The sequence below is a fragment of the Bryocella elongata genome (genome assembly GCF_900108185.1).
Classification (GTDB): Bacteria; Acidobacteriota; Terriglobia; order Terriglobales; family Acidobacteriaceae; genus Granulicella; species Granulicella elongata.
The window spans coordinates 1,078,998-1,104,962 of record NZ_FNVA01000001.1; the positions used below are offsets into that span (position 1 = coordinate 1,078,998).

Annotated in this window: 22 protein-coding genes; 14 read left to right on the forward strand and 8 right to left on the reverse strand. The window is 61.7% G+C overall.

Annotated features, from left to right (window positions below):
• Positions 1-351: 351 nt before the first annotated feature.
• Positions 352-2,169 (forward strand): alpha-glucosidase, encoded by a 1,818-nt coding sequence (locus C4S68_RS04425; RefSeq protein WP_235011348.1) that lies wholly within the window; start codon positions 352-354, stop codon positions 2,167-2,169.
• A gap of 76 nt (positions 2,170-2,245) precedes the next feature.
• On the opposite strand, the gene C4S68_RS04430 is transcribed toward C4S68_RS04425, so the two are convergent.
• Positions 2,246-4,711 (reverse strand): amylo-alpha-1,6-glucosidase, encoded by a 2,466-nt coding sequence (locus tag C4S68_RS04430; RefSeq protein WP_146072004.1) that lies wholly within the window; start codon positions 4,709-4,711, stop codon positions 2,246-2,248.
• Between the two features lie 190 nt (positions 4,712-4,901).
• On the opposite strand from C4S68_RS04430, the gene C4S68_RS04435 reads away from it, so the two are divergent.
• Genes C4S68_RS04435 through C4S68_RS04455 form a run of 5 tightly spaced genes read left to right on the forward strand, consistent with a single transcriptional unit; the run spans position 4,902 to position 11,517 of the window.
• Complete coding sequence (locus C4S68_RS04435; RefSeq protein WP_146072005.1) at positions 4,902-5,330, forward strand: hypothetical protein; 429 nt, start codon at positions 4,902-4,904, stop codon at positions 5,328-5,330.
• Positions 5,330-6,880: a tetratricopeptide repeat protein gene (locus C4S68_RS04440; protein ID WP_103931757.1), complete on the forward strand. Its 1,551-nt coding sequence runs from the start codon at positions 5,330-5,332 to the stop codon at positions 6,878-6,880. Before C4S68_RS04435 ends, C4S68_RS04440 begins: the two co-directional genes overlap by 1 nt.
• A complete protein-coding gene (locus C4S68_RS04445; protein ID WP_103931758.1) occupies positions 6,877-8,616 on the forward strand; it encodes a tetratricopeptide repeat protein in 1,740 nt (579 codons plus the stop codon). The genes C4S68_RS04440 and C4S68_RS04445 overlap by 4 nt, the downstream gene beginning before the upstream one ends.
• A gap of 1 nt (position 8,617) precedes the next feature.
• Positions 8,618-9,271 carry a thioredoxin domain-containing protein gene (locus C4S68_RS04450; protein ID WP_103931759.1) on the forward strand — a complete coding sequence of 218 codons (654 nt, stop codon included), beginning with the start codon at positions 8,618-8,620 and terminating at the stop codon, positions 9,269-9,271.
• A 29-nt stretch (positions 9,272-9,300) separates the two neighbouring features.
• Entirely contained in the window at positions 9,301-11,517 is a 2,217-nt protein-coding gene (locus C4S68_RS04455; RefSeq protein WP_103931760.1) for a tetratricopeptide repeat protein, read from the forward strand.
• Between the two features lie 77 nt (positions 11,518-11,594).
• Here the strand turns inward: C4S68_RS04455 and C4S68_RS04460 are convergent, their stop codons facing one another.
• Both C4S68_RS04460 and C4S68_RS04465 read right to left on the reverse strand, forming a co-directional pair.
• Positions 11,595-12,281, reverse strand: coding sequence for a dienelactone hydrolase family protein (locus tag C4S68_RS04460; protein ID WP_103931761.1), 687 nt, complete (start codon positions 12,279-12,281; stop codon positions 11,595-11,597).
• A complete protein-coding gene (locus tag C4S68_RS04465; RefSeq protein ID WP_103931762.1) occupies positions 12,278-13,753 on the reverse strand; it encodes a DUF2252 domain-containing protein in 1,476 nt (491 codons plus the stop codon). The genes C4S68_RS04460 and C4S68_RS04465 overlap by 4 nt, the downstream gene beginning before the upstream one ends.
• Positions 13,754-13,854: 101 nt before the next feature.
• On the opposite strand from C4S68_RS04465, the gene C4S68_RS04470 reads away from it, so the two are divergent.
• The 4 genes from C4S68_RS04470 (at position 13,855) to C4S68_RS04480 (ending at position 18,445) form a co-directional block, all read left to right on the forward strand.
• Positions 13,855-14,340, forward strand: coding sequence for a heme-degrading domain-containing protein (locus C4S68_RS04470; RefSeq protein WP_103931763.1), 486 nt, complete (start codon positions 13,855-13,857; stop codon positions 14,338-14,340).
• A 133-nt stretch (positions 14,341-14,473) separates the two neighbouring features.
• Positions 14,474-15,511, forward strand: a complete 1,038-nt coding sequence (deoC, locus tag C4S68_RS04475; RefSeq protein ID WP_200821465.1) for a deoxyribose-phosphate aldolase — start codon at positions 14,474-14,476, stop codon at positions 15,509-15,511.
• On the forward strand, positions 15,508-15,993 hold the full coding sequence (locus tag C4S68_RS22870) for a hypothetical protein (protein WP_146072007.1): 486 nt from the start codon (positions 15,508-15,510) through the stop codon (positions 15,991-15,993). Before deoC ends, C4S68_RS22870 begins: the two co-directional genes overlap by 4 nt.
• Positions 15,994-16,000: 7 nt before the next feature.
• Positions 16,001-18,445 carry an aldehyde dehydrogenase family protein gene (locus C4S68_RS04480; protein WP_103931764.1) on the forward strand — a complete coding sequence of 815 codons (2,445 nt, stop codon included), beginning with the start codon at positions 16,001-16,003 and terminating at the stop codon, positions 18,443-18,445.
• A gap of 205 nt (positions 18,446-18,650) precedes the next feature.
• Here C4S68_RS04480 and efp read toward each other — a convergent pair whose 3' ends face one another.
• A complete protein-coding gene (efp, locus tag C4S68_RS04485; RefSeq protein ID WP_103931765.1) occupies positions 18,651-19,226 on the reverse strand; it encodes an elongation factor P in 576 nt (191 codons plus the stop codon).
• Between the two features lie 153 nt (positions 19,227-19,379).
• Between efp and C4S68_RS23095 the strand changes: the two genes are divergently transcribed.
• Positions 19,380-19,853 carry a hypothetical protein gene (locus tag C4S68_RS23095; RefSeq protein ID WP_160114987.1) on the forward strand — a complete coding sequence of 158 codons (474 nt, stop codon included), beginning with the start codon at positions 19,380-19,382 and terminating at the stop codon, positions 19,851-19,853.
• Between the two features lie 172 nt (positions 19,854-20,025).
• On the forward strand, positions 20,026-20,541 hold the full coding sequence (locus tag C4S68_RS23100) for a DinB family protein (protein WP_160114988.1): 516 nt from the start codon (positions 20,026-20,028) through the stop codon (positions 20,539-20,541).
• 74 nt (positions 20,542-20,615) lie between these two features.
• Here the strand turns inward: C4S68_RS23100 and C4S68_RS04500 are convergent, their stop codons facing one another.
• The 4 genes from C4S68_RS04500 to hemC form a co-directional block, all read right to left on the reverse strand.
• Positions 20,616-21,509 (reverse strand): hypothetical protein, encoded by an 894-nt coding sequence (locus C4S68_RS04500; RefSeq protein ID WP_146072008.1) that lies wholly within the window; start codon positions 21,507-21,509, stop codon positions 20,616-20,618.
• A 412-nt stretch (positions 21,510-21,921) separates the two neighbouring features.
• Positions 21,922-22,122 (reverse strand): cold-shock protein, encoded by a 201-nt coding sequence (locus tag C4S68_RS04505; protein WP_103931769.1) that lies wholly within the window; start codon positions 22,120-22,122, stop codon positions 21,922-21,924.
• A 170-nt stretch (positions 22,123-22,292) separates the two neighbouring features.
• Complete coding sequence (locus tag C4S68_RS04510) at positions 22,293-23,183, reverse strand: LysR family transcriptional regulator (protein ID WP_103931770.1); 891 nt, start codon at positions 23,181-23,183, stop codon at positions 22,293-22,295.
• A 141-nt stretch (positions 23,184-23,324) separates the two neighbouring features.
• Positions 23,325-24,305, reverse strand: coding sequence for a hydroxymethylbilane synthase (hemC, locus tag C4S68_RS04515; protein WP_103931771.1), 981 nt, complete (start codon positions 24,303-24,305; stop codon positions 23,325-23,327).
• A 75-nt stretch (positions 24,306-24,380) separates the two neighbouring features.
• Here hemC and C4S68_RS04520 point away from each other — a divergent pair, with 75 nt between their 5' ends.
• Positions 24,381-25,238, forward strand: a complete 858-nt coding sequence (locus C4S68_RS04520) for an SCO family protein (RefSeq protein ID WP_146072009.1) — start codon at positions 24,381-24,383, stop codon at positions 25,236-25,238.
• A gap of 52 nt (positions 25,239-25,290) precedes the next feature.
• Positions 25,291-25,953, forward strand: a complete 663-nt coding sequence (locus tag C4S68_RS04525) for an NAD-dependent epimerase/dehydratase family protein (protein WP_103931773.1) — start codon at positions 25,291-25,293, stop codon at positions 25,951-25,953.
• Positions 25,954-25,965 lie beyond the last annotated feature (12 nt).

Below are 25,965 nucleotides of genomic sequence, written 5' to 3' on the forward strand. Positions count from 1 at the left end.
CGACGTGTCGGCCATAGCAGTGGAAGAGACAGCTATAAGACAGATTTCGAAGCGACCGCAACGATAAGTGCAGGGGACTTTCGATGTCAATGTGCATTCTTGATTTCTTTCCCAGGTTTCCCACACAACGGTTTGCCTAAAGGTTATTCCCGAGCCGTATTGGGACACGGCCTGTTCGGCGGCGCGGATAGACCACCCGCAAATGCTGTCAAACACCTCAATTCAGCAGCTCAAAGTTTGTCGTGAAGCGAATATCGCACCTTCTTCTTGCTAACTTTGTCATGTCATTTTGGCGGCGACCACACTGCACCGATCTTGGTATAGTGTTCGCCGGAGTCCGGAGGTTTTGTTTTGATTCGTCTTAGCCGTTTTCACAGGGCTGCATTGCCCTATGTGTTCGCCGGTTTCACCGTTGTCACCCTTGCCCTGGCTGCCCCGAGCCCCGCATCAGCCCAGGCGAGCGCCGATCCATGGTGGAAGCACGCGCTCGTCGATGAGCTCTATCCGCGTTCCTTCCAGGACTCAAACGGCGACGGCGTCGGCGACCTGAACGGCATCACCCAGCGACTGGACTACCTGCAGAAGCTCGGCGTGGACGCTATCTGGATCGCTCCGATGTACCCTTCGCCCCAGGTCGACTTCGGCTATGACATCTCGGATTACGAGAATGTTGATCCGCAATACGGGTCCCTCGCCGACATGCAGCGGCTCATCGACGATGCCCAGAAGCACCACATCCATGTGCTGCTCGACATGGTGCTCAACCACACTTCTGACAAGCACAAGTGGTTTATCGAAAGCGCGGCATCCCGCACCAACCCCAAGCAGGACTGGTATGTGTGGAGCGACGGCATCAAGGCTGATTCCCCAGGCGTAACGGCCTACCAGAAGCGCTACGAACACGAGGGCATGGTACCGCCCAACAACTGGACCTCTCTGTTCGGCGGTTCGGCCTGGGAGTGGGTGCCGGCCCGAAAGCAGTTCTACTATCACAAGTTCTACAAGCAGCAGCCCGACCTGAATTGGCGCAACCCTGCTGTCGAGAAAGCCTGCTTCGGCGCGATGAAGTTCTGGCTGGATAGAGGAGTAGCGGGCTTTCGCCTGGATGCCATCCCGACTCTCTTTGAAGATCCTCAGCTACGTAACGAACCCGAGCTTGGCGGCACCAATGCTCAGGGCGACCCGAACCTCAACGACATGTATACCAACATGCTCCCCGAGGTTCACGACGTGCAGCGCAGAATGCGCAAACTGGTGGACTCCTATCCGGGAAATCGCGTACTCATCGGAGAGACCTATCTGCCCGATACGCAGGAGCTGATGAAGTGGTACGGTGCCAGTCAGGATGAGCTTCAGCTCCCGATGGATATGCTGGTGGGCTTCCATACTGAAGGCGGCGGCCCTAGCTCACCAAACGTCAAGCTCGATATCAACCACTTCAGGAAGTACCTGACCGAGATGGAGACCCAGCTCGGCCCCAACTGGCCCCTCTTGGTCTTCGACAATCACGACAACGAACGGAGCTGGAATCGCTTTGGCGATGGTGTGCATAACGCTGCGATTGCGAAGATCATCGCTACCACTCTGCTCACGACTCGCGCCACGGCACTCATGTACTACGGCGAAGAGCTGGGAATGACCACGGAGACGCCCACACGCAAGGAAGATGTGAAGGACCCGATCGGCATTACCGGCTGGCCCAAGGAGAAGGGTCGCGACGGTGAGCGCACACCGATGCAGTGGACTCCAGGGCCGCAGGCTGGGTTCAGCACCAATCCGCACACCTGGCTGCCTCTCGCGCCCAACTACAAGACGGTCAACGTTGAGGTCGAGTCGAAGGAGCCCAATTCGCAGCTGACATGGTTCGAAAAGCTCTCGATGCTCCGTCGCGAGAACGCCTCTCTTCATGCGGGTTCGGAGACCATGCTCGACTCCGGCAATGAACATGTCCTCTCGTGGGTTCGTTCCGCGCCGGGATCGAAATCTGTGGTCTTGGCGATGAACTTCTCCGCGGAACCACAGACTGTCACGTTGGATGTCAGCAAGGCTGGAGCAATGGGATCCGGTGCCAGGACGCTGGCCACCGACGATAGCAAACTCGAGGGCACGCATTCGCTCAAGAGCATCACGCTTGCCCCGTTCGCAAGCTACGTTGCTGAGATCGAGTAACGCGGCAGCCCTGAACCAGTACAAAGAACCGGTACCGTTCTATCCCCCGCAAGCAACATCGCGGGGGATTTTCTTGCTACCAGCGAAGTGAGACCTTTCGACTGACATAGCCGCCGCCCGCCGGGAATCGTACGGTCAGTGTGTCGCCATCTAACGCTGCTCCATCGACCGAAAGCTTCACGCCGGGATCATTTCGAACGATACGGAGCGTCATCTCCGTCCCGGCAAGCCCCTCGAACTCGACGTCATAGCGATGGTCGGAATACTGCTCTGAGAGTACCTTCGGCTGTGCCGTTCGTGCACCTCGCAGGGGCAGTCCATGCGGCAACTCGAAGGTCACTGCAGGCAGCGGAACGCGTAGTTCTCCACGCATATCCGCCCCGGCAATCCTGACCACGGGTCCGCTGACCGGCTTCACCGAGACCACCATCGTCGTCCCTTCCCGACGATAGACAATGTCTGCGACCGAGTCCCCCAGATGGAGCGAACGCACCGCCGCGCCCATCCATGATGCAGGTAATCTGGGCTTCACCATAATCGAATGTGAAGAGGCGTCCAGCGTGATCCCGAACATCCCTCTCAGAATTGGAGTGACGACCATCGCTGAAGACCAGAGCTGATGGCTGGTGCTGCGACCGAACGGCTCAAAGAAGTCGCCGGACAGCAACTCGGTGACTGCACCTGGATCCTGCGCCCAGGTCAGGTCCACGTTCTGCATCAACATCTGGCGCCCCGCAAGCGAATGGCCGGCACGATACTCCGCCATGGCTCCCCAGCCCGTAAACAAAGGCCACACGGAGCCCTGGTGGTAGCTCATGCCATCGAACATGGGGTCGCTCGCGGCGATGTCTCGGGCGCCCCAGTCCGTGTCAAAGTCGTGCGACGCAAAGGCCCGCAGGCTTGCCTCGGGATGCGCCAATCCAACCTCATCGCTCCACCACGCGAGCGCCGGATAGACCGTCCGCGTTCCGTCCGCGCTACCCGCGTTGAAGCTGAAGGCATAGTTCCCGCTCTCCGGTTCGAAGTACTCACGCTCCAGCGTGGCGCGCACTTTGCTGGCACGAACGTGGGCAGCTTCGGCTCCAGCTTGATCTCCAAGCGCGGCAGCTATTTCACGCATTGCATCCGAAGCCTGGGCGTCGAGCAGGGCCATGTAGATCTCCTGCTTCGGCATGCCCGGGGGCCAACTTTCTACCCAGCCGGTTCCCTGCGAATTGTCGTAGATTCCGTCGCCATCCGCATCGTGCGTCGTCTCAAACTGCCACGCCTTGCGAACCGCGTCCTGATGCTTACTCAGGAATGCAACATCTCCACTGGCGCGAAGATAGTCCGCCATCGCCATCAGGAAGAGCGGGGTCGCATCGGCCGCCGCATACTCATACGGAAACTGCGACCAGTCCAGTTCGCCAGCCGTCTGCGAGTACTCGTGCATCATCTTTCCGTCTGCGCGCTGACGTTTCATCAGGAACTCGAGCTCTTCGCGGGTCAAGGCAAAGTCGCCAAATCCATTCACGGCATAGAGCGTGTAAAGGGCATCGCGCCCGAAGAACCAGCCAAAGCCCGGCCGCGCTGAATCTCCCGAAGCATAGTAGCCGGCGACGAGCGCCTGCTCTCCATCGGGTGCTGTGGCACGCAACTGCTCAATCGACGCCTCCGCCCAGTCAAATGCCTCGTCGAGCTTCGTATCGGGCGTCTCAAGGTGCGTCAGTGAGGTTGCGCGCTCGCGTACGACCTCCGCATGTTTCGCGTACATCTTTGACAACGAGTCATTCAGCGTTGTAAGCGTCGCGTCAAGCGCCGCGCCGGTCGCCGCCTGCGCGCTGCGGCCGACGGCCATCAGCAGCGGATACATCACCTTGTGCCCCGCCGACGGCTCCACGTGCAGGTGGAACTCCAGAGGGTGCTCCTGTGGCCGCTCCTGGTAGGGCGCCATGATGCCCGGAGTCGCACCTGGAATCGCAACAGCTCCCGTAAAGTCCGGGTAAGCGGTGTGCAGCAGATAGTAGCCGCTCGCCCCTTGTGTCACCCACTCCGCATCGGGAGGACCGCTGTTGAGCGCCGGCCACATGCGACGCATCTCCGGCGTAAACCGGAATACCAGGTCGACCGGTTTCAGTGCATCCACTTCGAAGAGCACGACGGCGCCCGTCCCAGAGAGGGTCTCCTCTGGAGCGAACATGATCTGCCGCACGGTGAGAGCGATGTGCGCATAGGTGATCGTCGTTCGGTCGGGCCTCACCTCAAGCTCTCGAGCCATGGTGTTCAGTTCGATGGGCACCGGGTAGCCCTGCACGTTGGCCTCGATCGTCCAGTGGCTGAGCAGCTTCACGGGCAACAGCCAGGACTCGAAGCCTCCCTGTTGCTCGCCTACAATGATGCCGTGGGGGCCCGCCACGGTGAAAGGTTCACCTGTCCGGACTGCCTGCACGATCTTCGGTCCTGAAACGTCCATCGCGATGTCGTCCACCGGGTGCAGCGGTGGGGCCTGCCCGACACATGTCCAGGGCAGGCAAAGCAATATCCATAGGGTCCCGCGACTCATCGAAAGAGTCCTCCAAAGCGGCCCCATTCTACCTTGCAAGCTGTCCGTACTGTTCTGTACGATCTCGTCCCATATGAACCGCTTGTTGGCCATGCTCGCTTTGACTGTTTGCCTTGCAGCTTTCCCCGGTCCTGCGCAAATGCCGGCGCCTCCTTCGACAGCAACGTCAGCCTCTCTGCCGATCGGTGTCTTGCATCGCGAACAGGCCGGAGCGGCACTCCCCGCGACCGTATTCTTCCGCGGCCAGACAGCTCCGATTCAGGCACGCAACTCTGCGGGGATCAAGTTCCCGGGTGGCAAGCTGTTCCTGGCCACCCTTGTAGACACCTCAGGCTATGCAAGCACAGTCCAGGAGATGTACCAGGCATACCTCATCGTGGAGCAGCCGGTGCTGTTTGGTGGCCAGCACCTCGGCCCAGGTGCGTATGGTTTTGGCTTCGTCACAGGCGACCAAGCCGTGGTGATGGACATCGGCGGGGCCACATTGCTGCACGCGCCCACGCTTCACGATGAAGCGATGAAGCGGCCCGTCCCTCTTCAGATCGTCGAAGACTCGGCAACCCATCAGTACCGTCTCTACCTCGGCCGAACCTTCGTGACGATCGCGGCAGGTGAGTAATGCGAGTTTCCGGGCTCAGCGAGGCCACGTTGCTTGCGGCACTGTTCGCGCAGGCCTCGTGTGCTCAACAGACGCACAGTAGTACAGCACCCGTATCTCTCCTGCAGCAGGCCCGGCATCAGATGCAGTTGCAGCACTTCGCTGAGGCTCGCGATCTATACGCGCGCGCCGTTGCTTTGCCCCATGCTGCGTCACTCCCGGCCGCCGATGTGGTGAGCTACGCGTCCGCTCTGGTCGCCACCGGGGATGCGGCTTCGGCTCAGCTACAGGTATCCAAGGCTCTGGAGCGCTCACCACATTCGTCGGAGCTCAACGACGCTGAGGGAACGCTGCTTGCGGGGACGGGCGACCTCGAGCATGCTCTCCCCTACTTTCGCGCGGCCGTTCAGGCGGATTCCCGCAATGCCCACGCGGTCTTTCATCTAGGCACGGCGCTTCTCGCAATGAACGACATCGCCGCGGCACAGCCAGTACTGGAACAGGCAGTCGCTCTGTCACCGAATGATTTCGAAGCGCAGCTGCAACTCGGCCGCGTGCTCTCCATGGCTCATGACGACACCAACGCCATCAGTCATCTGCATCGCGCCATAACGCTGCGCTCGCAGGACGCTCCACCCCAGGCGATCTACGCCTTGGCGCTCTCGCTCCAGGCCAGCGGGGACGCAGTTGCAGCTAGACCTCTCTTCGACGAGGCCGTTATGTCTCTGCAGGTCGCAGACAGTTCGTCGTTGACGAACGCGGCCCTCTCCCACATGCAGACCGGCGATGCACCCGGAGCGATCGCACTGTACCAACGTGCGTTGTCACTGGGACCCGACAATGCAACCCTGCGTGAAGACTTCGGGGCCGCGTATCTGCAGCAGGCGGACTTGAACGATGCGATGACGCAGTTCCGCGCGGGTCTCGCACTCGAGCCGGACAGCGCGCACCTCCACTACGACCTGGGTCTCGCGCTGAAGCTGAAGGATGATCTCCCCGCTTCGGTGCCTGAGTTTCAGCGCGCCGCAGAGCTTGATCCATCCTTGCCGGACCCACCGTTCACGCTCGGAGTGATCTTCATGCAGCAAGGGCAATTCGCAGACGCAGCGACGCAGTTAAAGCGCGCTGTCACCCTCAGTCCATCGAACGGTGATGCATGGGCGCTCCTGGGCAGCGTCCTGAAGGATGCCGATGATCCGAGCGGCGCCGTAGATGCACTGAAAAAGGCCATCGAACTCCAGCCCGACCAGCCAAGCCTGCATATCCAGCTCGCCACACTTGAGCAGCAGGCAGGAGATCGTGCCGCCGCAACGAACGACCGCAGGATCGCAGCCGAGCTAAGCCGCGCGGCGATCAGCCAGCAACGTGCCAGCTTTGCGCTGCGCAGCGGCCGAGCGCTGCTCAAGGACAACAAGCTTCCCGAAGCGATCCTCCAACTCAACACGGCGGTACAGGCTGATCCCAAGGCTGCCGAACCGCACGACCTTCTCGCGCAGGCGTACTCTCGCCAGGGTAAGCTCGCCGATGCAGCACTGGAACGACAGCGGGCCAGCGCACTCGCTCATCCATGAACTCTGACGAGCCGCAAACCCGCATCTCGCATCCACGCCACTTCGTGTGGATCGTAGGCCTTGCGTTGGTCTTGCTGGCGATCACCTTGTCGGCGTTCTCCACAATGCACTCTCAGCAGCTGCTCGCTGCAGAGCAGGCCACGTCTCCACTGCAAGAACCCGACAAGGTCTGCGCGAGTTGCCATCGCGCCATCTATGAGAGCTACGAGCAGTCCTCAATGGCGCGCGGCAGTGGCATCGCCAGCGCAAACCTCATCGAAGGCGGCTTTCGTCATGCTCCTTCGGAGATCGACTACAGGGTATTCGCACGTGGCGGCGCGGCATGGATGTCCTACTCACGCCCAGCTTCGAGCGACAAGGGCGAACTTCACGGCGAAGAGCAGCTACTCTTCTACATCGGCTCCGGACATCGCGGACGCACGTATCTGTACAGATCAGGCCGCCAGTGGTTCGAGCTTCCCATCAACTACTACACGGGGCGTCAGACCTGGGCGATGGCCCCGGCTTACGACGATGCGCAACACATGCCTGCCCCCTTGCCCGTCGATCCCAACTGCCTGCACTGCCACACGTCGCTAACGCAGCCGACACTTGCAACGGCGCGGAACAGCTATGCCACCGTTCCCTTCCAGCAAGGGGGCGTTGGTTGCGGCGCTTGCCATGGAGATCCCGCCGCACATCTCGCGCAGCATGGCCACGGCGCCATCGTGAATCCGGCAAAGCTCGATGCCACGAGGCTCGACAGCGTCTGCGTACAGTGCCATCTTGAGGGCGATGCGGTCGTCTATCGTCCTGACCGTTCGCTCTCACAGTTCAAGCCTGGGGACAACCTCTCGGACTATGCCGTGTACTTTGTTCGCGCCAGTCAGCAGACCGGCGGAGCCCGCGCTACAAGCCAGTTCGAAGCCCTGCTACACAGCGCCTGCAAACGCGCAGCTGGCGACGCTCTCACGTGCACCACCTGCCACGATCCCCACTACGATCCGCCAAGGGAGGCGAGAGTCGCTTACTTCCGCGCACGGTGCCTCTCCTGCCACAACACGCCCGCCATGGCCACGCATCATGCTGAACAACCAAGCTGCGCCGCGTGCCACATGCCCAGTCGCAAGACAATCGACATCTCGCACGAACAGGTCACCGACCACGACATCGAACGCCTGCCTGCAAAGCGGGTCGAACGCCCCACCGCGACGGGGCGCGAAGACATGGTGCCAGTGGCCGGGTTCGCAGCCTCCGACCGCGATTACGGTCTCGCCTATGCCCAACTGGCAACGCACGGCTTTCCTGGTGCCGCAGACGAGGCACGCCGTAGGCTGACTGCTGCGATAGCCAATGGGGCGAACGACGAGGAGACCGAGGTACGCCTCGCCTACCTGGATCAGCTCGCCGGTCATAACGACATCGCGCGTTCGCTCTACGCATCCGCGCTGCAGCAGAACCCGCATGGGGCTGCGGCGCTTGCGAATCTCGCAGTGCTCGACGCTTCAAACCGGCACGTCCAGGAGGCCATTCGGCTGCTAGAGCGCCTGGTTATGGACGACCGGAGCCAAACAGTCCCGGGGATGAACCTCGCCTGGATCGATTGCACCACAGGGCGAACCCACGACGCGCTCGCCGTCCTGCTTGCGCTAAAGCACCTGAACCCCGACGATCCACAGCTAAGAGAGTTCCTTGGCCACGGCAACTATGCTGGCCAACACTGCACGCTGCCAAACGAGGCGAGCGGGAAGAACTGAGATGATGATCGATCAACTCATCAACGCGACACGCAAGGCCATCACAGGATGGCGCGCGTCCCGGCTTGGACCTGGCACAACTCTTCTTGTCCTGATGATGGCATGTATTTCTCATCTTCCGGCTCAGACTCAGCCGATCTGGGGCGAAGGCCTCGACGGAACGAAGGTGACCGAACTTGCGCCGTCCGGGACTCACGTCCTGGTACTCTTCTTCGTCGCAAGTGATTGCCCCATCTCCAATCGCACCTTCCCCGAGATGCAGCGCCTGCGCGAGAAGTACGAGTTGAAGGGCGTCACGTTCTGGTACGTCTACCCCAACGATGGCGAAACAATGACGACCATCGCCGAACATCAAGCCAGCTACGACCGCAACGGACATGCCCTGTTGACTCACTCACCCGAGATCGTGCGACTTGGCCATGCTCTTGCCACACCGGAGGTTGCTGTGCTGCATCGGAGCGGATCTTCTCCCTGGCTTAACGACTATGCTGGCCGCATCGACAATCGCTATGTAAAGTTTGGCCTCGAGCGCCCGAAGGCCACGGAGCACTTTGCCGATGACGCGATCACCGCGGTCCTCGCGGGACGCAAACCCGCGCCGGCCACTGGAAACATCGTAGGCTGCTCAATCATGTCACCCGGAGCCCGCCGCTGAGTTCGCGCAAACCAACCCGCATTGCATCGATGATCGCCGCGGCGGCACTCCTGCTATGGGCCGTTGCAACATTGCATCCTGGCTCAGTGCTTGTGCACGCCGCCGAGCCCGCCCCAGTCACATGGAATCGCGACATTGCACCCATCGTCTACGGCCACTGCACGCAATGCCATCACGTTGGCGGCGGAGCTCCCTTCGAGCTCCTCACCTACGCTGAGGCCAAGCGCTGGTCGCGGCAGATGGCGATCGTGACGACCTCGCACTACATGCCTCCCTGGCTCCCCGTCGCAGGCCACGGTGACTTCGAAGGTGATCGCCATCTCGCGCAGAGCGACATCGCCCTCATCGCCGCATGGGTGCGGCAAGGCGCTCCCGAGGGGGACGGTCCCGCGCCGTCGCCGCCGTCGTACTCATCCGAGTGGTCGATGGGGCAGCCAGATCTGGTGCTCACCATGCCCCAGGCTGTGAACGTCGCTTCGTCCGGGCAGGACATCTTCATCAACTTCGTTCTGCCCACAGGGCTCAAGAACACAAGGTGGGTGCGTGCGATGGAGATCAAGCCCGGGCCACCGGCCTTGACTCACCACGCGAACGTGATCGTTGACCGAACAGATTCCCTGCGTCGACAGCATCCATCCACCTGGGAACAAGGTGTCCCCGGAATGGATCTGTCCATCGACGCCGGAGACACGTTCGATCCCGACTCTCACTTCCTCTTCTGGAAGCCGGACTCCACAGCACTTGTCGAGCCTCAGGGAATGCCGTGGAGGCTGGACCCCGGCAGCGATCTGGTCCTCAACATGCATCTGAAGCCAACCGGCAAGCCTGAACAGGTGCAGGCCCGCATCGGGCTCTACTTCACTGACCGGCCGGCGACGTCGTTGCCCATGCTGCTGCAGCTTGAGAACGACAACGCACTCGATATTCCTGCGGGTGCCAGCAACTTCGTCGTGAGCGATGAACTGAGGCTCCCGTTGTCCGTCGATGTGCTGGCCATCTATCCGCACGCGCATTATCTTGGCAAGCGTATGGAGGCGTGGGCCACGCTCCCCAATGGGACCCGCCGTGACCTCATTCTTATCGAAGACTGGGATATTGATCGACAGTCTGTCTATCGCTATGCCAGGCCAGTGCCGATCCCCCGTGGCTCGGTGCTCCACATGCGCTACGTCTACGACAACTCCGCGGCCAACATCAGAAATCCCAACTCACCACCCGTCCGGGTTCATGCCGGCAACAACGCAGCAGATGAGATGGCCCACCTGTGGCTGCAGGTATTGCCGCATCCCGAACGTGACAGTTTGCTCGAGCCACATACTCCCGGTGATCCGCGACTTGTGCTCGAACAAGCGTGGATGGAACAGCGCCTGCAGAAGAATCCACACGACACCATCGCCCTTTACAACGTCGCATCCGCCGCGATGGCGGGAGGCAACACGGCAGAGGCCGTGCGCAGCTTCCGTACACTGGTCGCGATGGCTCCTCGCGATGCGCGCGCACACACAGCATTGGGTTCGGCGCTCGAAGTCCTTGGAGATACGCAAGGTGCATCGGCCGAATTCCGCACTGCCATTGCAATCGATCCCGATACAGTCGATGCCCGCTACGATCTCGCTATATTTGAGCTCCACCAAGGCGACACGGCCTCTGCGATTCGCGATCTTCGCGCTTTGCTGGAATCGCATCCAAACGACTCCGGTGCTCTCGTCTCGCTGGGTGAAGCACAGCTTGCAGATGGAGATGCTGCAGGTTCCCAGCGGTCCTACAAAGCTGCCATGGATCTCGCTCCGGAGAACGATGAGGCGGTGACTGGTTTCGCCCAGGCATCCCTCTCGTTGAACCAGAGCGGTGTTGCGAGAGCGGCGTTGACGAAGGCTCTCGCAACCCGTGTTACAGCTCCCCTGCACAAGTCGATGGCGATGACCCTGGTCGCTGAAGGCGATGGGATGGGAGCCCTGGAGCAGATCCGTGCGTGGGTCAAGCTCGCACCGTCAGATGCCGAGCCCCACCGGGCGCTCGCACAGGTCCTCGGAGCCATGGGTGACGACCAGGCTGCCCTCCTCGAACAACGGCGCGTTGTGGAGCTGGAGCCGAAGAACGCCGCGGACTGGAACGACCTGGGTGTCATGGAAGCCCGATCAGGATTACTTGAGCAGGCCCGCCGCGATCTCGAACACGCATTGCTCCTCGATCCCACGAGCATGCAGACAAAGAGCAATCTCAGCAAGCTTCCCGCAAAGCAGTGAGCCCACGATATGCCGGATCCCCGGGCATATCGTGGGCTCCGCTCACCCGCAAGTGGCGAATGGCCGCCCAGGCCCAACTAGCTGAAGTTCTGCTCAAGAAATTCCAGAGATCGCTCGTCTGCCAGCTTCGCGGCTGAAGCGACATAGCTCGGGCGATCGGGGTTTGCGAAAGCGTGCCCAGCCCCCTCATAGCGGAAGATCTCGGCATCGGGATGAGCCGCAGCCACGGCATCGCTCTGGTCCTTACCGATGTGGTCATCGTCAGCACCGAAGTGCAACAGCGCCGGGCACGAGGTCGCCTCCGAGGCGAAACCTCCCACACCACCGCCGTAGTAGCTCACGGTGCATACCGGTGTCATACCCAACGCTGGCCCTCCCGTATTCGACAGCCACGCCATCAGGCCTCCGTAGCAAAAGCCTAATACTGCGGCACCCTTGCCGGTGTCCTTCACATATTCGAATGCCGCAACGATGTCGTTGAGCGCGGCATCCTTGTCGAGCTGAGGATAAAGTTCAAAGGCCTTCTTCATGTCCTCGGGACCATATCCCAGTTGAATGTTCTTGCCAAAGCGGTCGAACAGTGCAGGCGCAATCCCCACGTAGCCGTGCCTTGCATAGTGGTCGGCCACGCCCTGGATCGACGGATTCACGCCGAAGATCTCCTGCACCACAATCACCGCACCCTTGGCTTCACCTTCCGGTTTCGCTACGTAGGCCGAAAGTTTGTGCCCGTCCGCAGCCGTCAACTCTACCCATCCACTCATCGCTTTGTGTTTCCTTTTCGCTTGGTTGAGGTCTTCGTCTTCTTAGATGCAGCTCGCTTCGCAGCAGCTTCGACAACTATCTTTCCGCCCCTCTCGGTACCGTCACCAGCACCGGAGCCGGCTATCGCCCGCTTCATCGCAGCCCAGTCCTCTTCGGTCTTGTTCGCATACGCGTGAGCGAACTCATAGATGGCGCGATCGAATTTATCGCTGTCGCCCAGGTAGGCCGCGATCATGATGGGATCTCCCGAGCGCGCATGGCCTCGGGCGAAGATTTCGCCGCACAGATCCGCATAGGCCGTCAGTCCCGAGGCGTTCAGCTTCGTGAGATCGAGCCCGGCCTTGTGATCGTTGAGTTGCCGCACCAGGTAGTCTCGACCGTCGATCGTGGTGTAGCCGAGGAACGGGTCCGAGGTGAACTGCATCGCGCGCTGACCATTGGCAACGCGATGTCCCTGGTTCAGAGGAGCATGTGGATCGGCGGGCAGATACCCAGCGTATGCGCTCCTCGGCTCTTCTTTGATCTGCAGAAACAGCGGGTCAAAACCCGGTGCGCTGAAGTCCCCTGATAGCTTTCGATCACCATTCTTGGCGAGATGCGCTGCTTCGCAGTAGACACAGTAATCGCGCAGGCCGATCGACCCTGTACCTACCACCTTGAAGGCTACGTCGACCGGCCGATATTGTTCGAGAAAGTGACGCCGCTCTGGCAGCAAGCATTGCGCATACTCTTCCAACGATGCAAGCACGTCCTTCGCCTCTTTCCCGGTCACACGCCTCAGCAACGGGGGCGAGTCACGAAAGCGACGCTCTCCCTTGCCGCCCGGTACGGCCTCCGTGAGTTTGTCCAGCGTGCGCTCCGCCGTCGCAGCCTTGGCCGCGGCGAAGATGCCCTTCATCGGCTGAATCCTTCCGATCCGATGGATCTGGAACCGTGCCATATCGAGTACCGGCATGGCTGCGAATTCTCTCATCATCCGGCGATAGCTCTCTACAAAGGCGCGTACCGCGGCATTGCGGTCCGGCCTGGCAATCTCTGCTGCACGTCCGGCAAGAATCAGGCTTGTGGCGAGCCGCTTCAGGTCCCACTCAAATGGACCACGCATCGATTCATCGAAGTCATTGATGTCGAAGACCAGCTCTCCCTCGGCGGACGCAAACGCACCAAGGTTCAGAACATGAGCATCGCCACAGAGCTGGGTGAATATCCCCGTATGCGGGTGGCAGGAAAGATCTGCGGCGATGATGGGCACGGCGCCACGGAAGAATCCAAACGGTGACTCGCACATGCGCTCGTGCTTCAGCTTGAGCAACTCCGGAAGCCGTCCCTCTTCCGCTTCGAACAGCAGTGGTAGTGGCGGTTTGGGGCATACTGCGCGATCAAGCTTCGCATGCTCGCTGCGAGCGAGCTGCTTTCGCGCCTGGACTCCTGCCGCAAATCGCTGCGCGGGCGTGGGGATCTTGCTGTTCATACAATCGTTCCAATCCATGGCATTCAACCCGGCGGCTGCCCCGGGTGCATGCATGATGATAGAAGAGTTCCGGCGACCGGCCGCGAAGGGGAACCTCGATCATGGGTGCAGCAGAAGATCTTACGATCATCGACCAACAGGAAGCTGCACTGCGCTTCCGCAGCTTCAACAGCGAGACCGCCTGGCGCCTCGGCAACGCGATGCGTGCACGGCTCATCGCCAGCGAGGCAGGCGGCACGATCGAGATCGAGGTCGCGGGCCAGCTTCTCTTTGCCTGCACCACTCCCGGCGCAACGCCCGGACAGGCCGACTGGATCCGCCGCAAGCGCAATACCGTTCGCCGCTTCGCGCGCAGCTCCTACGCCGTCGGGCGCATCCTGGAGCGTGACGGCCAGACGATGGAGGGCCGCCACGGTCTTCAGCTGGCCGACTTCGCGGCGCATGGAGGGGGCTTCCCGATCGTCCTCGAAGGCACAGGCGCGGTCGGCTCCGCCATCGTCAGCGGCTTGCCCCAGCGTGACGATCATGGACTCGTCGTGAGTGCCGTTGCCGAAGTTCTCAACCTCCGCGTGCCGATGCTGGACTGACACCTGCGCGCAGAACTGGCCGCTAGCTCCGTGCCCCGTGCAATCGCTATCCGGCAGGTATAAACTCAGTGTCTTAGACCGCGCGCGGCCCAGCACCTCGGGCCGCGTCCTGCGTCTCAGGAGACACAGAGTCATGGCGCTCCAACAGGAAAATTCGGCACACTCGCCGGTTCCCGCGCACACCCCTTCCGGCTCCATCCCCGTCACGCTGCACGGCCGCGAGCTCATCCCCAACCGCCGCATCCCGCTCGACGTCAGCTGGGTCGAGGACATCCGCGTGAACACCTCCGCGGTCGAGCGCCGCGCCGCCTCCATCCCCGCCCGCCGCAGCGTGAAGAAGGACTACCAGGCCGCATGGCTGCTCCGCGCCATCTCCTGCATGGACCTCACCACGCTCTCCGGCGACGACTCCGCCGAGCGCGTAAAACGTCTCTGCGCGAAAGCACGGAGACCCTTACAAGATCATCTCGTGCAGGCGCTCGGCATCGAGGACCTGCACCTGACCACGGGCGCCGTCTGCGTCTACCACGCCTTCGTCGAGACCGCCGTGAAGGCGCTCGAAGGCTCAGGCATCCGCGTCGCCGCAGTCTCCACCGGCTTCCCTGCGGGGCTCTCGCCGCTCGAGACTCGCGTCGAGGAGATTCGCCGCAGCGTCGAAGCCGGCGCCAGCGAGATCGACATCGTCATCACCCGCGCGCATGTCTTCAACGGCGAATGGAACGCCCTCTACGACGAGGTCGCTGCCTTCAAGGAGGCCTGCGGCCCCGCGCACATGAAGGCCATCCTCGGCACCGGCGATCTGCTGACGCTGCGCAACGTCGCACGCGCCTCCTGGGTCGCCATGATGGCTGGCTCGGACTTCATCAAGACGTCGACTGGCAAGGAAGCCGTCAACGCCACACTGCCAGTCTCCCTGGTCATGGTCCGCGCCATCCGCGAGTACGCCGAGCGCACCGGCATGAGCGTCGGCTACAAGCCCGCAGGAGGCATCAAGACCGCCAAGCAGGCCCTCGACTGGATGGCGCTGATGAAGGACGAACTCGGCCGCCCCTGGCTCGAACCCACCCTCTTCCGCTACGGCGCAAGCTCCATGCTCGGCGACATCGAACGCCAGCTCGAACACCACGTCACGGGAAGGTACTCGGCGACGTATCGGCATCCGGTGGCATGATGGTTGCGCCCTCTGCAACCGAACTGATTCCAACCCGCTATAGGACGAAGATTCCTGAGAGACTTTCCTATCCAGTAGGGGCTAAGGCTTTGTCAGACGCATTACTGGGCATCAACCAATTCGATCAATTAATCCTTCGCTTCTATTACTGGAATGATTTTCGCCTTCGGAGCGGGAAATATGAATTCATTCGCATCGAATACCGCAATCGTTCGGAAAGCACCGAATGGACACGTCATGGCCTCTACAACCGATACGAGCAGTACCGAGGGGAGATCGTCGTTCAACCCGTTCCGCGCACACTGCGAAATAGAGTCAATACCCTTGTCACGAAGGAAGCGTTACCCGCTATTCGTCTGTGGCTAGAAAAGCATAAAGGCCTAGATCGGCAGGGATCTGATCTGCTGTCTTTCAACTACGACGAATCGCTAGACGCAATGAGCATAGATCGAGCCGATAAGTTAGAACCAGCTCGCGGATGAGACACCTATGGCAAGCAGCATTATGGAAAAGTTTCAATCGATGGAGTACGGTCCTGCCCCCGAAGACGCAAGCGGCGTGATGCAGTGGCTTGACGCACATGGGCGTTGGTTCGGGCATTACATCGACGGCGCGTTCACGAAGTCGTCCGCGGCGAAGTTCGAGTCGAAGAACCCGGCTACTGGAGAGCTTCTCGCGAGCATCGCCCAGGGTGAGGCCGCCGACGTGGACCGTGCGGTGAAGGCTGCCCGCGCTGCCCTGCCCGCGTGGCAGGCGCTCACCGGCCATCAGCGCGCGCGGTATCTCTACGCCTTCGCGCGGCAGGTGCAGAAGCATGCCCGCAAGCTGGCGGTGCTGGAGACGCTGGACAACGGCAAGTCCATCCGTGAGACGCGTGATATCGACATTCCGCTGGTCGCGCGGCACTTCTATTATCACGCGGGTTGGGCGCAGCTGCTTGGCGACGTTACCGACAACGGTTACACCGGAGACACCGACCTCAAGGGCTACGCTCCTGTCGGTGTCGTCGGCCAGATCATTCCGTGGAACTTCCCGCTGCTGATGTTCGCCTGGAAGGTCGCGCCCGCGCTCGCAACCGGCAACACCGTCGTCATCAAGCCCGCGGAGTTCACGCCGCTGACCGCGATGCTCTTCGCCGAGATCGCCGACGAGATCGGCCTGCCCAAGGGCGTGCTCAACGTCGTCAACGGCGACGGAGCGACCGGCGCCGCGATCGTGGGACATCCTGATGTGGACAAGATCGCCTTCACCGGCTCGACTGAGGTGGGCCGCATCATCCGCAAGGCGACGGCGAACACCACGAAGAAGCTGAGCCTCGAACTTGGTGGCAAGAGCCCGTTCATCGTCTTCGACGACGCGGATCTCGACTCCGCCGTCGAAGGCCTCGTCGATGGCATCTGGTTCAACCAGGGCCAGGTGTGCTGCGCGGGCTCGCGCTTGCTGGTGCAGGAGAGCGTCGCCGAGAGGCTCTACGACAAGATCCGCGCGCGCATGGAGACGCTGCGCATTGGGTCGCCTCTGGATAAGGCCATCGACATCGGCGCCATCGTCGACCAGGTGCAGCATGACCGGATTACCAAGCTCGTCGCGATGGGTGTTGCCGAGGGAGCGACGTGCTGGCAGCCGGAGATTGCGGTGCCAACGAAGGGGCTGTTCTTCAAGCCGACGCTGCTGACCAACGTTCATCCGAGTTCGACCGTGGCTCAGGAAGAGATCTTCGGGCCGGTGCTGGCGGCGATGACCTTCCGCACTCCCGCTGAAGCTGTCGAGCTGGCGAACAACACGGCTTATGGGCTCGCAGCCTGCGTGTGGAGCGAGAACGTCAATGTGGCGCTCGATGTGGCGGCGCAGATGAAGGCCGGCGTCGTGTGGGTGAATGCGACCAACGTCTTCGACGCAGCGGTTGGCTTCGGTGGTTATCGTGAGTCGGGGTATGGCCGCGAGGGCGGCGTTGAGGGGCTGTATGAGTACCTTGAGCCAGCCTGGGTGAAGAGTGAACCGAAGATGTTTGCTTCCATCGACGAGAAGCAGGTCCTCCGCTCCGCTCAGGATGACAATTCTGGGGTGGACGACCATATTGAGGGCGCGCTCGGCATCGATCGCACGGTGAAGAACTACATCAACGGCAAGCAGGCGCGGCCGGATTCGGGCTACAGCTACGCGGTGCATGACCGCAACGGCAAGGTGGTAGGCGAAGCTCCTGTGGGGAGTCGCAAGGACATTCGCAACGCGGTCGAAGCTGCTCGTGCGGCCAGCGCGAAGTGGGGCAAGACCACAGCGCATGGGCGGGCGCAGATCCTTTACTACCTGGCGGAGAACCTGCTTCCACGGCGCGGAGAGATCGTCGCGCATCTGGCCGACTTCGTCGGGCCGGAGCAGGCTGCGGTGGAGTTTGATGCGACCATCGAGCGTATCTTCAGCTATGCCGCGTGGACGGACAAGTACGAAGGCACGGTGCATAATCCGCCGTTCCGGATGGTGTCGGTGGCTATGAAGGAAGCTATCGGGACGGTGGGCATCCTCGCGCCGGACGATGCTCCGTTGCTGGGCCTGATGTCGCTGATCCTGCCTGCGATTGCGATGGGCAATGCTGTCATCGCGGTGCCGAGCGAACGCTGCGCGACGCTGATGAGCGATCTGTATCAGGCGCTCGACACGAGCGATGTGCCTGCGGGCGTAGTGAACCTGGTTGCGGGCAAGGCCAGCGAGCTGGGCAAGACGCTGGCGGAGCACGACGACGTCGATGCGGTTTGGTGCTTCCGCGATGAGACGGCAAGTTCGATGGTGAAGCTGGGCTCGATCGGCAACCTGAAACAGACCTGGACGAATGAAGGGCGCGTGATCGACTGGTTCGATCCTGCGCGTGGTGAAGGACGTTGGTTCCTGCGTCACGCGACGCAGGTGAAGAACATCTGGGTGCCGTATGGGGAGTAGCCCCCCCCTCCCCCTGTGCGCAAAATCTTCCAACGAGAGACTTTAGGAGCGGAGTCCTGTTTTCGCTCTCCGAAACGAAGAAGCGCCCGGCATGGAGCCGGGCGCTTCGTGTTTGCTGATTTGATTGTATCGGGCGTGTCAAGGGTCTGGCGGCGGATCGTTTCGCCTCAGCGCCTGGAGCCGGATGTGGGACGGATTTCTAAGGCTAGACGCGGCCGGCGAACTCGCGGGACTCGGTAGTGATTTTGATCTTCTCGCCTTCCTTGACGAAGAGCGGGACCCGGACGATGGCGCCGGTCTCGAGCTTCGCTTCCTTGGTCACGGAGCCGGAGGAGGTATCGCCACGGACGGCGGGCTCGGTGTACTCGATCACCAGTTCGACGAACTGGGGCAGGTCGAGGCCGATGGGATTGCCGTTGTACTTGTTGATCTGGACCATGGTGCCTTCGAGGAGCATCTCGAGTGCGTCGCCCATCATCGCTTCGCTGAGGTTCAGCGTCTCGAAGGTGGACTGGTCGAGGAAGTACGAGCCATCGCTATCGCTGTAGAGGTAGGAGGCGTCGACGGACTCGAGGTCCGGCTCATTGAACTTCTCTTCGGCCTTGAAGGTCTTGTCCAGCACGGCGCCGGTGACCATGTTGCGCATCTTCACGCGCACGAGGGTCTGTCCGCCACGTGCGGTGGGGGTGGAGATGTCCTTGTCGAGGCACCGCCAGGGTGCGTTTTCGAACTCGAAGAAGCCCTTCCGCTTCAGGTTAATTGCATCGATCAGTGCAGCCATGCAAACAGTGTACGCAATCGCGGGTGGCTCACGGCGGGCGAGCTATCTTTCGACACGTGTAAGCCGATTCCGCAACTTCATGCAATCGATTGGGTAAGAGTGGTTGCGAGCACGTTATGTAACTTCCGACGTGGCTCTAGAGGAGAGCACCCCATGAAGATCATGTTCAGGACCGCGGTCCAATCCCTTATGTTTGCCGCCGGTATCGCCGTTGCCAGCCCAGTGATGGCCAACGCCCAGCAGGTACCGGGGCCACACCCTGCCTACATCCATGCGCTGAGCGATCTCCGCGCGGCGCGTCATTTTCTGAACGACGGATGGGCGTGGGAACCGGTGAGGCGCGACGATAACGCTGCGATCCGGGAGATCGATGCCGCGATCAACGAGATCAAGCTCGCCTCCATCGATGATGGCAAGGGTCTGAGCGACCCGTTCCCGATCGACACCCGCCTGAGCCCGCATGACCGCTTCCGCAAGGCGAATGAGTTGCTGTGGTCGGCGCATAACGACCTGGCCAAGGCGGAAGACGTTCCTTCCTCGCGCGGACTGCGGAACCGAGCGATCATACACGTCGACCGTGCGCACCAGATCGTCGATGCGGCGCAGCGCACAGCTCACTGGGAGTAGTCAGGCAATTTCCACAAGAGCCACGGGAGCACCCAGTGTGTTCCCGTGGCGTTTTTTTGCTCGACTCTTCATGCAGGGGACCGGGGCCGGGCGTAGGAAAAAATGCGCCACCTGGAGGGAGGCGGGCATCCATCCAGGTGGGCATCCCTGTGAACTTCTGAGGAGAGATGGAATGAGTACCGTACCCGCATGGTTTGAGCGCCGCTTCGAGTTCAACTTTCCCCTGGAGCTGATGCCGAACCTGCTGGCAAGGCTTCGCGGAACACCGGCGCGGCTTGAAGAGGCAGTTCGAGGCACGTCTGCGGAGTCTCTGACACAACGGCCTTCGGGCAAGTGGTCGGTGCAGGAGCAAGCCGGACACCTGCTCGTGATGGAGCCGCTGTGGCTCGCGCGGGTGGAGGACTATGTGCGGGGCAGCGAGGGGCTGACGGTCGCCGACCTGCAGAACCGGGCCACCGACGAGGCTGACTTCAATGCGCAGACGCTCGATGGGATCCTGAGCGGCTTTCGTATGGCGCGGGGACAGCTCGTCGCGCGGGTAGAGTCGCTGGAGCCTGCACTGTACGGCAGGGCGATCCCGCACCCGCGGCTGAAGACGCCGATGCGGCTGGTCGATCACCTGTACTTCGTGGCGGAGCATGACGATCATCACCTGGCGGAGATGCATCGCCTGCTGTCCGGCGCGTAACGTTGATGCCCGAGCTACAGCCGAGGGTCCCCTCCACGACGCGAGATCGCAGAGGGGACTTCGGTAGACGGGTGCTATGAACCCGAGAGGTAGGCGACGTTGAGATTGTCGTTCCCGTTGCCCTTCCACGCGGCGTAGACCTTGCGGTCGTGCGAACACATCCCGATGGCCTGTGTGGTGCCTTCGTTGGTGGCTGTGTACTTCCCTCCGAAGGTTGTGCCGTTCACGGAGCTCTCGAAGTTGAGGTCGGGGTTGCCGTCGCCCTTCCAGCCGAGATAGAGCCGCCCGTTGTTGGTGGTCAACGAGGGAGATACCGGGCTGGTGTCGGAGAGGATCGCCTTGTCGATGAGCCCAACGATGTCGTTGCCGGTCATCGCGACCCTGGCAACGTTGAGATCATCGTTGCCTTCCCCCTTCCACGAGATATAGAGCGTGTTGTTCATGACACTCAGTGATGGAGCCTGGGCGCTGGTCTCGCTGGAGGTGCATTTGTGGCCGAAGCTGGCGCCGTTGTCGGAGGAGTACATGACGTTGAGGTTGGTGTTGCCCTCACCTCTCCATGCGATGAAGAGCCGGCCGTTGGAGGATGCAATGGCCGGGGTGAAGGGGCTCGTGTCGCTGAGTGTGACCTTGTTGCTGAGGCCGGTGATGTGATCTCCCGCAACGGAGACGCGAGCGACGTTGAGGTCAGCGTTGCCACCGTCGCCACGCCACGCAACGAACAGCGTGTTGTTGTGCACACACAGCGACGGCGCGGCGGGACTGGTCTCGGGCGAGGTCATCTTGTTGATGAAGGTATGGCCGTCGTCGGTGGAACACATCACGTTGAGGTTGTCATTGCCATCGCCCTTCCAGGCGATATAGATAATGCCGTTGAAGGAGGCGAGAGCGGGTCCAAGGGGGCTGGTGTCTCCGAGGGTGACCTTGCCTTCGAGTGCAAGTGTCGCGGCGGTAGCAGTGTTTGGCATGTGCATTCCTTTCCTGTTTTCCCGTAGCGTGAGAGGCATCTGGAGGAAACTCGGTGAGATTCGGCCAAGTGCCACGTGATGGAGGAATGGGAGTGGGAGCCGCAGGGCGCGGCTGAGACTCTCGCTGGCGCCTGCTGGGGGCAGGTGCGAGGACCAGTCACGATCGGGCGATGTGGCGGGGTGACGCCCAAAGCCAGTCGACGACACAGGCATCGCGAGGAACATTTGCAGTGCCTGATAGCCGGGAGATTACGCCCGATACGGGGCCGCGGCCATCGTCGAAGAAGAATCTTCGGTAGGGCAGTTCTCTTTCAGGAAGCACCGTGGGAACGGTGGTGCGGTTGAGGTATTTGGGGCATGCCAAAGGCCGGTCGCAAGCGACCGGCCTTTGGTGATTCAGTGGGCGAAAAGCTTACAGAGGCTGTACGCGCTCGGCCTGGAGGCCCTTGGGTCCCTTGACGACTTCGAACTGAACGGCCTGGCCTTCCTGAAGGCTGCGGAAGCCGTTGCTCTGAATCGCCGAGTGATGTACGAAAACATCGGGGCCGGACTGACGGCTGATGAAGCCAAAGCCCTTCGCATCGTTAAACCACTTCACTGTTCCCTGTTCCATTTGTGCTTGTCCTTGTACTGCAAAATTGGATGTTCCGCGAAACGCAATTTGGCGTTGATTGCGTGTAGAGCGTACAGCCAGAACAAGCAAAGAAGACCAGACGGAATTCGCACGTCCGTCTCCGATTGTACACCCGGGAGCAGCAGCCGCCAGACGGAAAGCAGGAAATTTCAGACGGGCTTCGGGATCTCCCGCGCCATCGTCCGGAGCCAGCGGGTGAACGCGGCGAGCGGTTTGAAGCTGCCGCTGGAACGAAGGCGGCCGTAGCCGATCTGGCGGAACTGAGGGCGTGGCAGGGGTTGCACGGAGCAGCCGACAGCAAATGCTGCCGCCATCGCGGGCGCGATGGTAATGCCAGCGCCTGACGCCACCAGGGGGAAGATCGTCCCAAAGTGATTCGACTCGAAGACGGGCGAGGTCTCCGTGCGGGAGCGTTTGCAGGCGGTGAGCATGTCGTCGCGGAAGCAGTGCCCCTCCTTGAGGAGGAGGAGACGCTCGGCCGAGAGGTCGAATCCGCGGACCTCGCTGGGCGCTGCCAATCGGTGCCCGGGGGGCGTGACGAGGACGAGCGGATCCCGCAGGAGTGCGCTGCAGACGATGCCGTCGGAGTGGAGCGGGAGGCTCACGATGATGAGGTCTAGCTCCCCGGTAAGCAGGTCGTCGACGAGGCGCTCTGTGAGGTCCTCGGTCAGCGTGATCTCAACCTCCGGGAACTCGCGCTGAAAGGCCGGAAGATGTGGCGCGATGAGGTACGGCAGGATCGTTGGGATGACCCCGACGCGTAGCGGGCCGCGGATGTCGGTCTCGAGCTGGCGAACCTGGGCGGCGGCGCGCTTGGTGCTGGAGAGGATCTCCTGCGCAGCTGGATAGAAGACGGTACCCGCCTGGGTCAGGCGCAAGGCTCGGCCCTGGCGTCCGAAGAGCTGCGCTCCGATGGACTTTTCGAGCTTGCGGATCTGCTGCGAGAGGGTGGGTTGCGAGACGCCCTGCTGCTCTGCGGCGCGGGTAAAGCTGCCCGCCTTGACGATCGCGCAGAAGTAGCGGAGTTGATGGAGTTCCATAGGCAATGACTATGGTACGCCGCGGGCCTCGACTAAGATGCGGGCGGCTGGGTTCAGTTCGCCAGATGCCAGTCTCCCAGATGCCAGTACGGCGAGCCCGGGTCCGAGAATCCGGACCCCAGGCAACCGGTTCTGTCTGCTTCAGGCCGTCTGGGAGAGGAGTTCGATTGCGCCGAGAGCCTTGAGCTCTTCGGCTACAGCGTGGCCGAGGTCGATCGCGGCGATGCCTACCGGCGCCTTGCGCAGCACGTGGGCGACTTGCTCGCCGTCAGGAGCGACCACCATCGCGTGCAGGTGGTAGTGGTCATCGACGCGATGGCAGAAGGCTCCGAGGGGGAGCTGGCAACCTCCGCCGAGGGCGGCGAGGACTGTGCGTTCGGCTGAGACGGCAAACTCCGTCGCGGGGTCATTCAGCGAGCGGACAGCATCGTAGACGAAGGCATCGCGCTCGGCGTCGGGGCCTGCGGCGGCGGGATATGGTTTGCGAGTCTCGAGACCCAGCGCTCCCTGGCCGGGAGCCGGTGTGATCTCGTCAACGCTGAAGCGCTGGTGGACATGCTCGGTTCGTCCGAGGCGATCGAGCCCGGCGGAGGCGAGCACGAGAGCGTCGCACTGACCTTCGCTCCACTTGCGCAGGCGGGTGTCGATGTTGCCGCGCATCGCGACGAACTCCAGGTCGGGGCGCAGGGCGAGAAGCATGGCCTGACGGCGCGGGCTGGTGGTGCCGATCTTCGCGCCCATGGGGAGCATGTGCAGGCCCCAATGCTCTTCACAGATGAAAGCGTCGCGGGCATCGACGCGGGTCGGAATCGCGGCCAGCGTGAAGCGGGACTCTAGCTCGGTCGGAAGATCCTTGAGCGAGTGGACAGCGAGATCGATGCGACCGGCCGCGAGCGCTTCTTCAATCTCCTTGATGAAGATGCCCTTGCCGTCGATGGGGGTGCCGTCGGCATAGGTCCTGGGCGCGACGAAGTTGGGGTCCTGCATGCGGTCGCCGATGGTGCGGATGACCTCGATTTCGACCGTGTGGCCCTTGTCGCGCAGCAGCGCAGCGATGTGGTTGGCCTGCCAGAGCGCGAGCTCAGAGCCGCGCGAACCGATGCGAATGGTGGGTGTCGTCATCCCGATAAGGATACGCCTGTGGCGTGATCCGGATGTGTGCAGGCTCACATGACGCGCGAGGGCTACGATGGAGGAATGAAGTTTCTCAGGTTACTCGCTCTCGGGTCGATGTGTGCTGCTCTCACCATGGGGGCCGGGGCCCAGGGCTACGAGTCCGAGAAGCCCATGGGGGCCATGGCCCAGGAGAAGCCGGCGTACCTCGCGCATGCCGGGCTGGAGCAACGGCTTGGGGAGTCGCTGCCGATGGCTGCGACCTATACCGATGAGACGGGACGCACCGGGGCCTTGGGGTCGTGGTTTGCGCACAAGCCGGTGGTCATGGCGGAGGTGTACTACAAGTGCGCGATGCTCTGTCCCCAGGTGCTGCATGGGCTTGCCACGGCGGTGAAGCAGACGACGCTGACTCCGGGCAAGGACTATGACGTACTGGTGTTGAGCATCGATCCCATGGATACGCCCGCAGATGCAGCGACGCAGAAGAGGGACTTCCTGGCGCAGGCAGGATGGACAAACGACTCGCGCGCAGCGGCTTCCGTGCACTTTCTTACCGGGCCGCCAAGCTCCATCGAAGCGACCTCGGCAGCGAGCGGCTTCCATTTTGTGCGTGTCCCCGGCCCGGACGGCAAGATGGATCAGTTCGCGCACTCGAGCGTGATTCTGTTTGCGACGGCCGAGGGGAAGCTTTCGAAGTACCTCTCGGGCATCGAGTACCAACCCCGCGATGTGCGGCTTGCGCTGTTGGACGCGGGAGAAAAGAAGATCAGCAACCCGGTCGACCTGTTCATCCTGTACTGCTGCAGCTACAACCCCGCGCAGGGAGCGTACACGGTAAGCGTTCTGCATGTGCTCGGGCTTGCCGCGGCCTGCAGCCTGGCTGCGGTGATAGGCATGGTCTTCCTTCTGATGCGCAAGCCACGCAGTATGACTGTGTAGCAAACTTGAACGCATCGCTCGATTCGTCAGACGCATCTCAACATGCAACAAGATGAACGTTCTCTTATTTGGGGCCAGCGGTATGGTGGGGCAGGGTGTACTTCACACCTGTCTTGAGGATTCACGGGTCGAGCGAATCCTGGTGGTGACGCGGAAGGTACTGGACAGTACCTCGCCGAAGGTCGAGCAGCTGGTGCGACAGGACTTCCTCGACTGGAGCGATGTGGAGGACCGCTTTGCCGGGTTCGACACGTGCTTTTTCTGCCTGGGAGTGTCGTCTGTGGGTATGGACGAAGCGCGGTATCGCGCGGTCACTTACGACATCACAATGGCCGTAGCGTTAATGCTGGAGCGTGTGGGCTCGCTGCGGACCTTCATCTATGTCTCCGGTGCAGGCACCAACGCGCAGGGCCGGCAGATGTGGGCTCGCGTCAAGGGCCAGACGGAGAGTGCGTTGCTGCTGCTTCCCTTCCGGCAGATTTACTGCTTCCGTCCGGGCTACATTCAGCCGATGCATGGTGTGCAGTCGAAGACTGGCTGGTACAACGCCATCTACAAAGTCGCGGGCTGGATGTATCCGGTGTTGCGGGCGTTGGCGCCGAAGTACGTCATTACAACGGATGAGATTGGCACTGCGATGATCGGGGTGAGCGAGCGTGGGTTTTCTCGAGGGATTCTCGAGAGCGTGGACATACGGGACGCGGCGAAGGTGTAGCGCGTTGCGTGG

Excerpts from the sequence above, each read along its gene's own strand:
- C4S68_RS04430 (WP_146072004.1), bottom strand. The coding sequence starts at position 4,711 with ATGAGTCGCGGGACCCTATGGATATTGCTTTGCCTGCCCTGGACATGT.
- C4S68_RS04440 (WP_103931757.1), top strand. The coding sequence starts at position 5,330 with ATGCGAGTTTCCGGGCTCAGCGAGGCCACGTTGCTTGCGGCACTGTTC.
- C4S68_RS04445 (WP_103931758.1), top strand. The coding sequence starts at position 6,877 with ATGAACTCTGACGAGCCGCAAACCCGCATCTCGCATCCACGCCACTTC.
- C4S68_RS04450 (WP_103931759.1), top strand. The coding sequence starts at position 8,618 with ATGATGATCGATCAACTCATCAACGCGACACGCAAGGCCATCACAGGA.
- C4S68_RS04455 (WP_103931760.1), top strand. The coding sequence starts at position 9,301 with ATGATCGCCGCGGCGGCACTCCTGCTATGGGCCGTTGCAACATTGCAT.
- C4S68_RS04460 (WP_103931761.1), bottom strand. The coding sequence starts at position 12,281 with ATGAGTGGATGGGTAGAGTTGACGGCTGCGGACGGGCACAAACTTTCG.
- C4S68_RS04465 (WP_103931762.1), bottom strand. The coding sequence starts at position 13,753 with ATGAACAGCAAGATCCCCACGCCCGCGCAGCGATTTGCGGCAGGAGTC.
- C4S68_RS04470 (WP_103931763.1), top strand. The coding sequence starts at position 13,855 with ATGGGTGCAGCAGAAGATCTTACGATCATCGACCAACAGGAAGCTGCA.
- deoC (WP_200821465.1), top strand. The coding sequence starts at position 14,474 with ATGGCGCTCCAACAGGAAAATTCGGCACACTCGCCGGTTCCCGCGCAC.
- C4S68_RS22870 (WP_146072007.1), top strand. The coding sequence starts at position 15,508 with ATGATGGTTGCGCCCTCTGCAACCGAACTGATTCCAACCCGCTATAGG.
- C4S68_RS04480 (WP_103931764.1), top strand. The coding sequence starts at position 16,001 with ATGGCAAGCAGCATTATGGAAAAGTTTCAATCGATGGAGTACGGTCCT.
- efp (WP_103931765.1), bottom strand. The coding sequence starts at position 19,226 with ATGGCTGCACTGATCGATGCAATTAACCTGAAGCGGAAGGGCTTCTTC.
- C4S68_RS23095 (WP_160114987.1), top strand. The coding sequence starts at position 19,380 with ATGAAGATCATGTTCAGGACCGCGGTCCAATCCCTTATGTTTGCCGCC.
- C4S68_RS23100 (WP_160114988.1), top strand. The coding sequence starts at position 20,026 with ATGAGTACCGTACCCGCATGGTTTGAGCGCCGCTTCGAGTTCAACTTT.
- C4S68_RS04500 (WP_146072008.1), bottom strand. The coding sequence starts at position 21,509 with ATGCCAAACACTGCTACCGCCGCGACACTTGCACTCGAAGGCAAGGTC.
- C4S68_RS04505 (WP_103931769.1), bottom strand. The coding sequence starts at position 22,122 with ATGGAACAGGGAACAGTGAAGTGGTTTAACGATGCGAAGGGCTTTGGC.
- C4S68_RS04510 (WP_103931770.1), bottom strand. The coding sequence starts at position 23,183 with ATGGAACTCCATCAACTCCGCTACTTCTGCGCGATCGTCAAGGCGGGC.
- hemC (WP_103931771.1), bottom strand. The coding sequence starts at position 24,305 with ATGACGACACCCACCATTCGCATCGGTTCGCGCGGCTCTGAGCTCGCG.
- C4S68_RS04520 (WP_146072009.1), top strand. The coding sequence starts at position 24,381 with ATGAAGTTTCTCAGGTTACTCGCTCTCGGGTCGATGTGTGCTGCTCTC.
- C4S68_RS04525 (WP_103931773.1), top strand. The coding sequence starts at position 25,291 with ATGAACGTTCTCTTATTTGGGGCCAGCGGTATGGTGGGGCAGGGTGTA.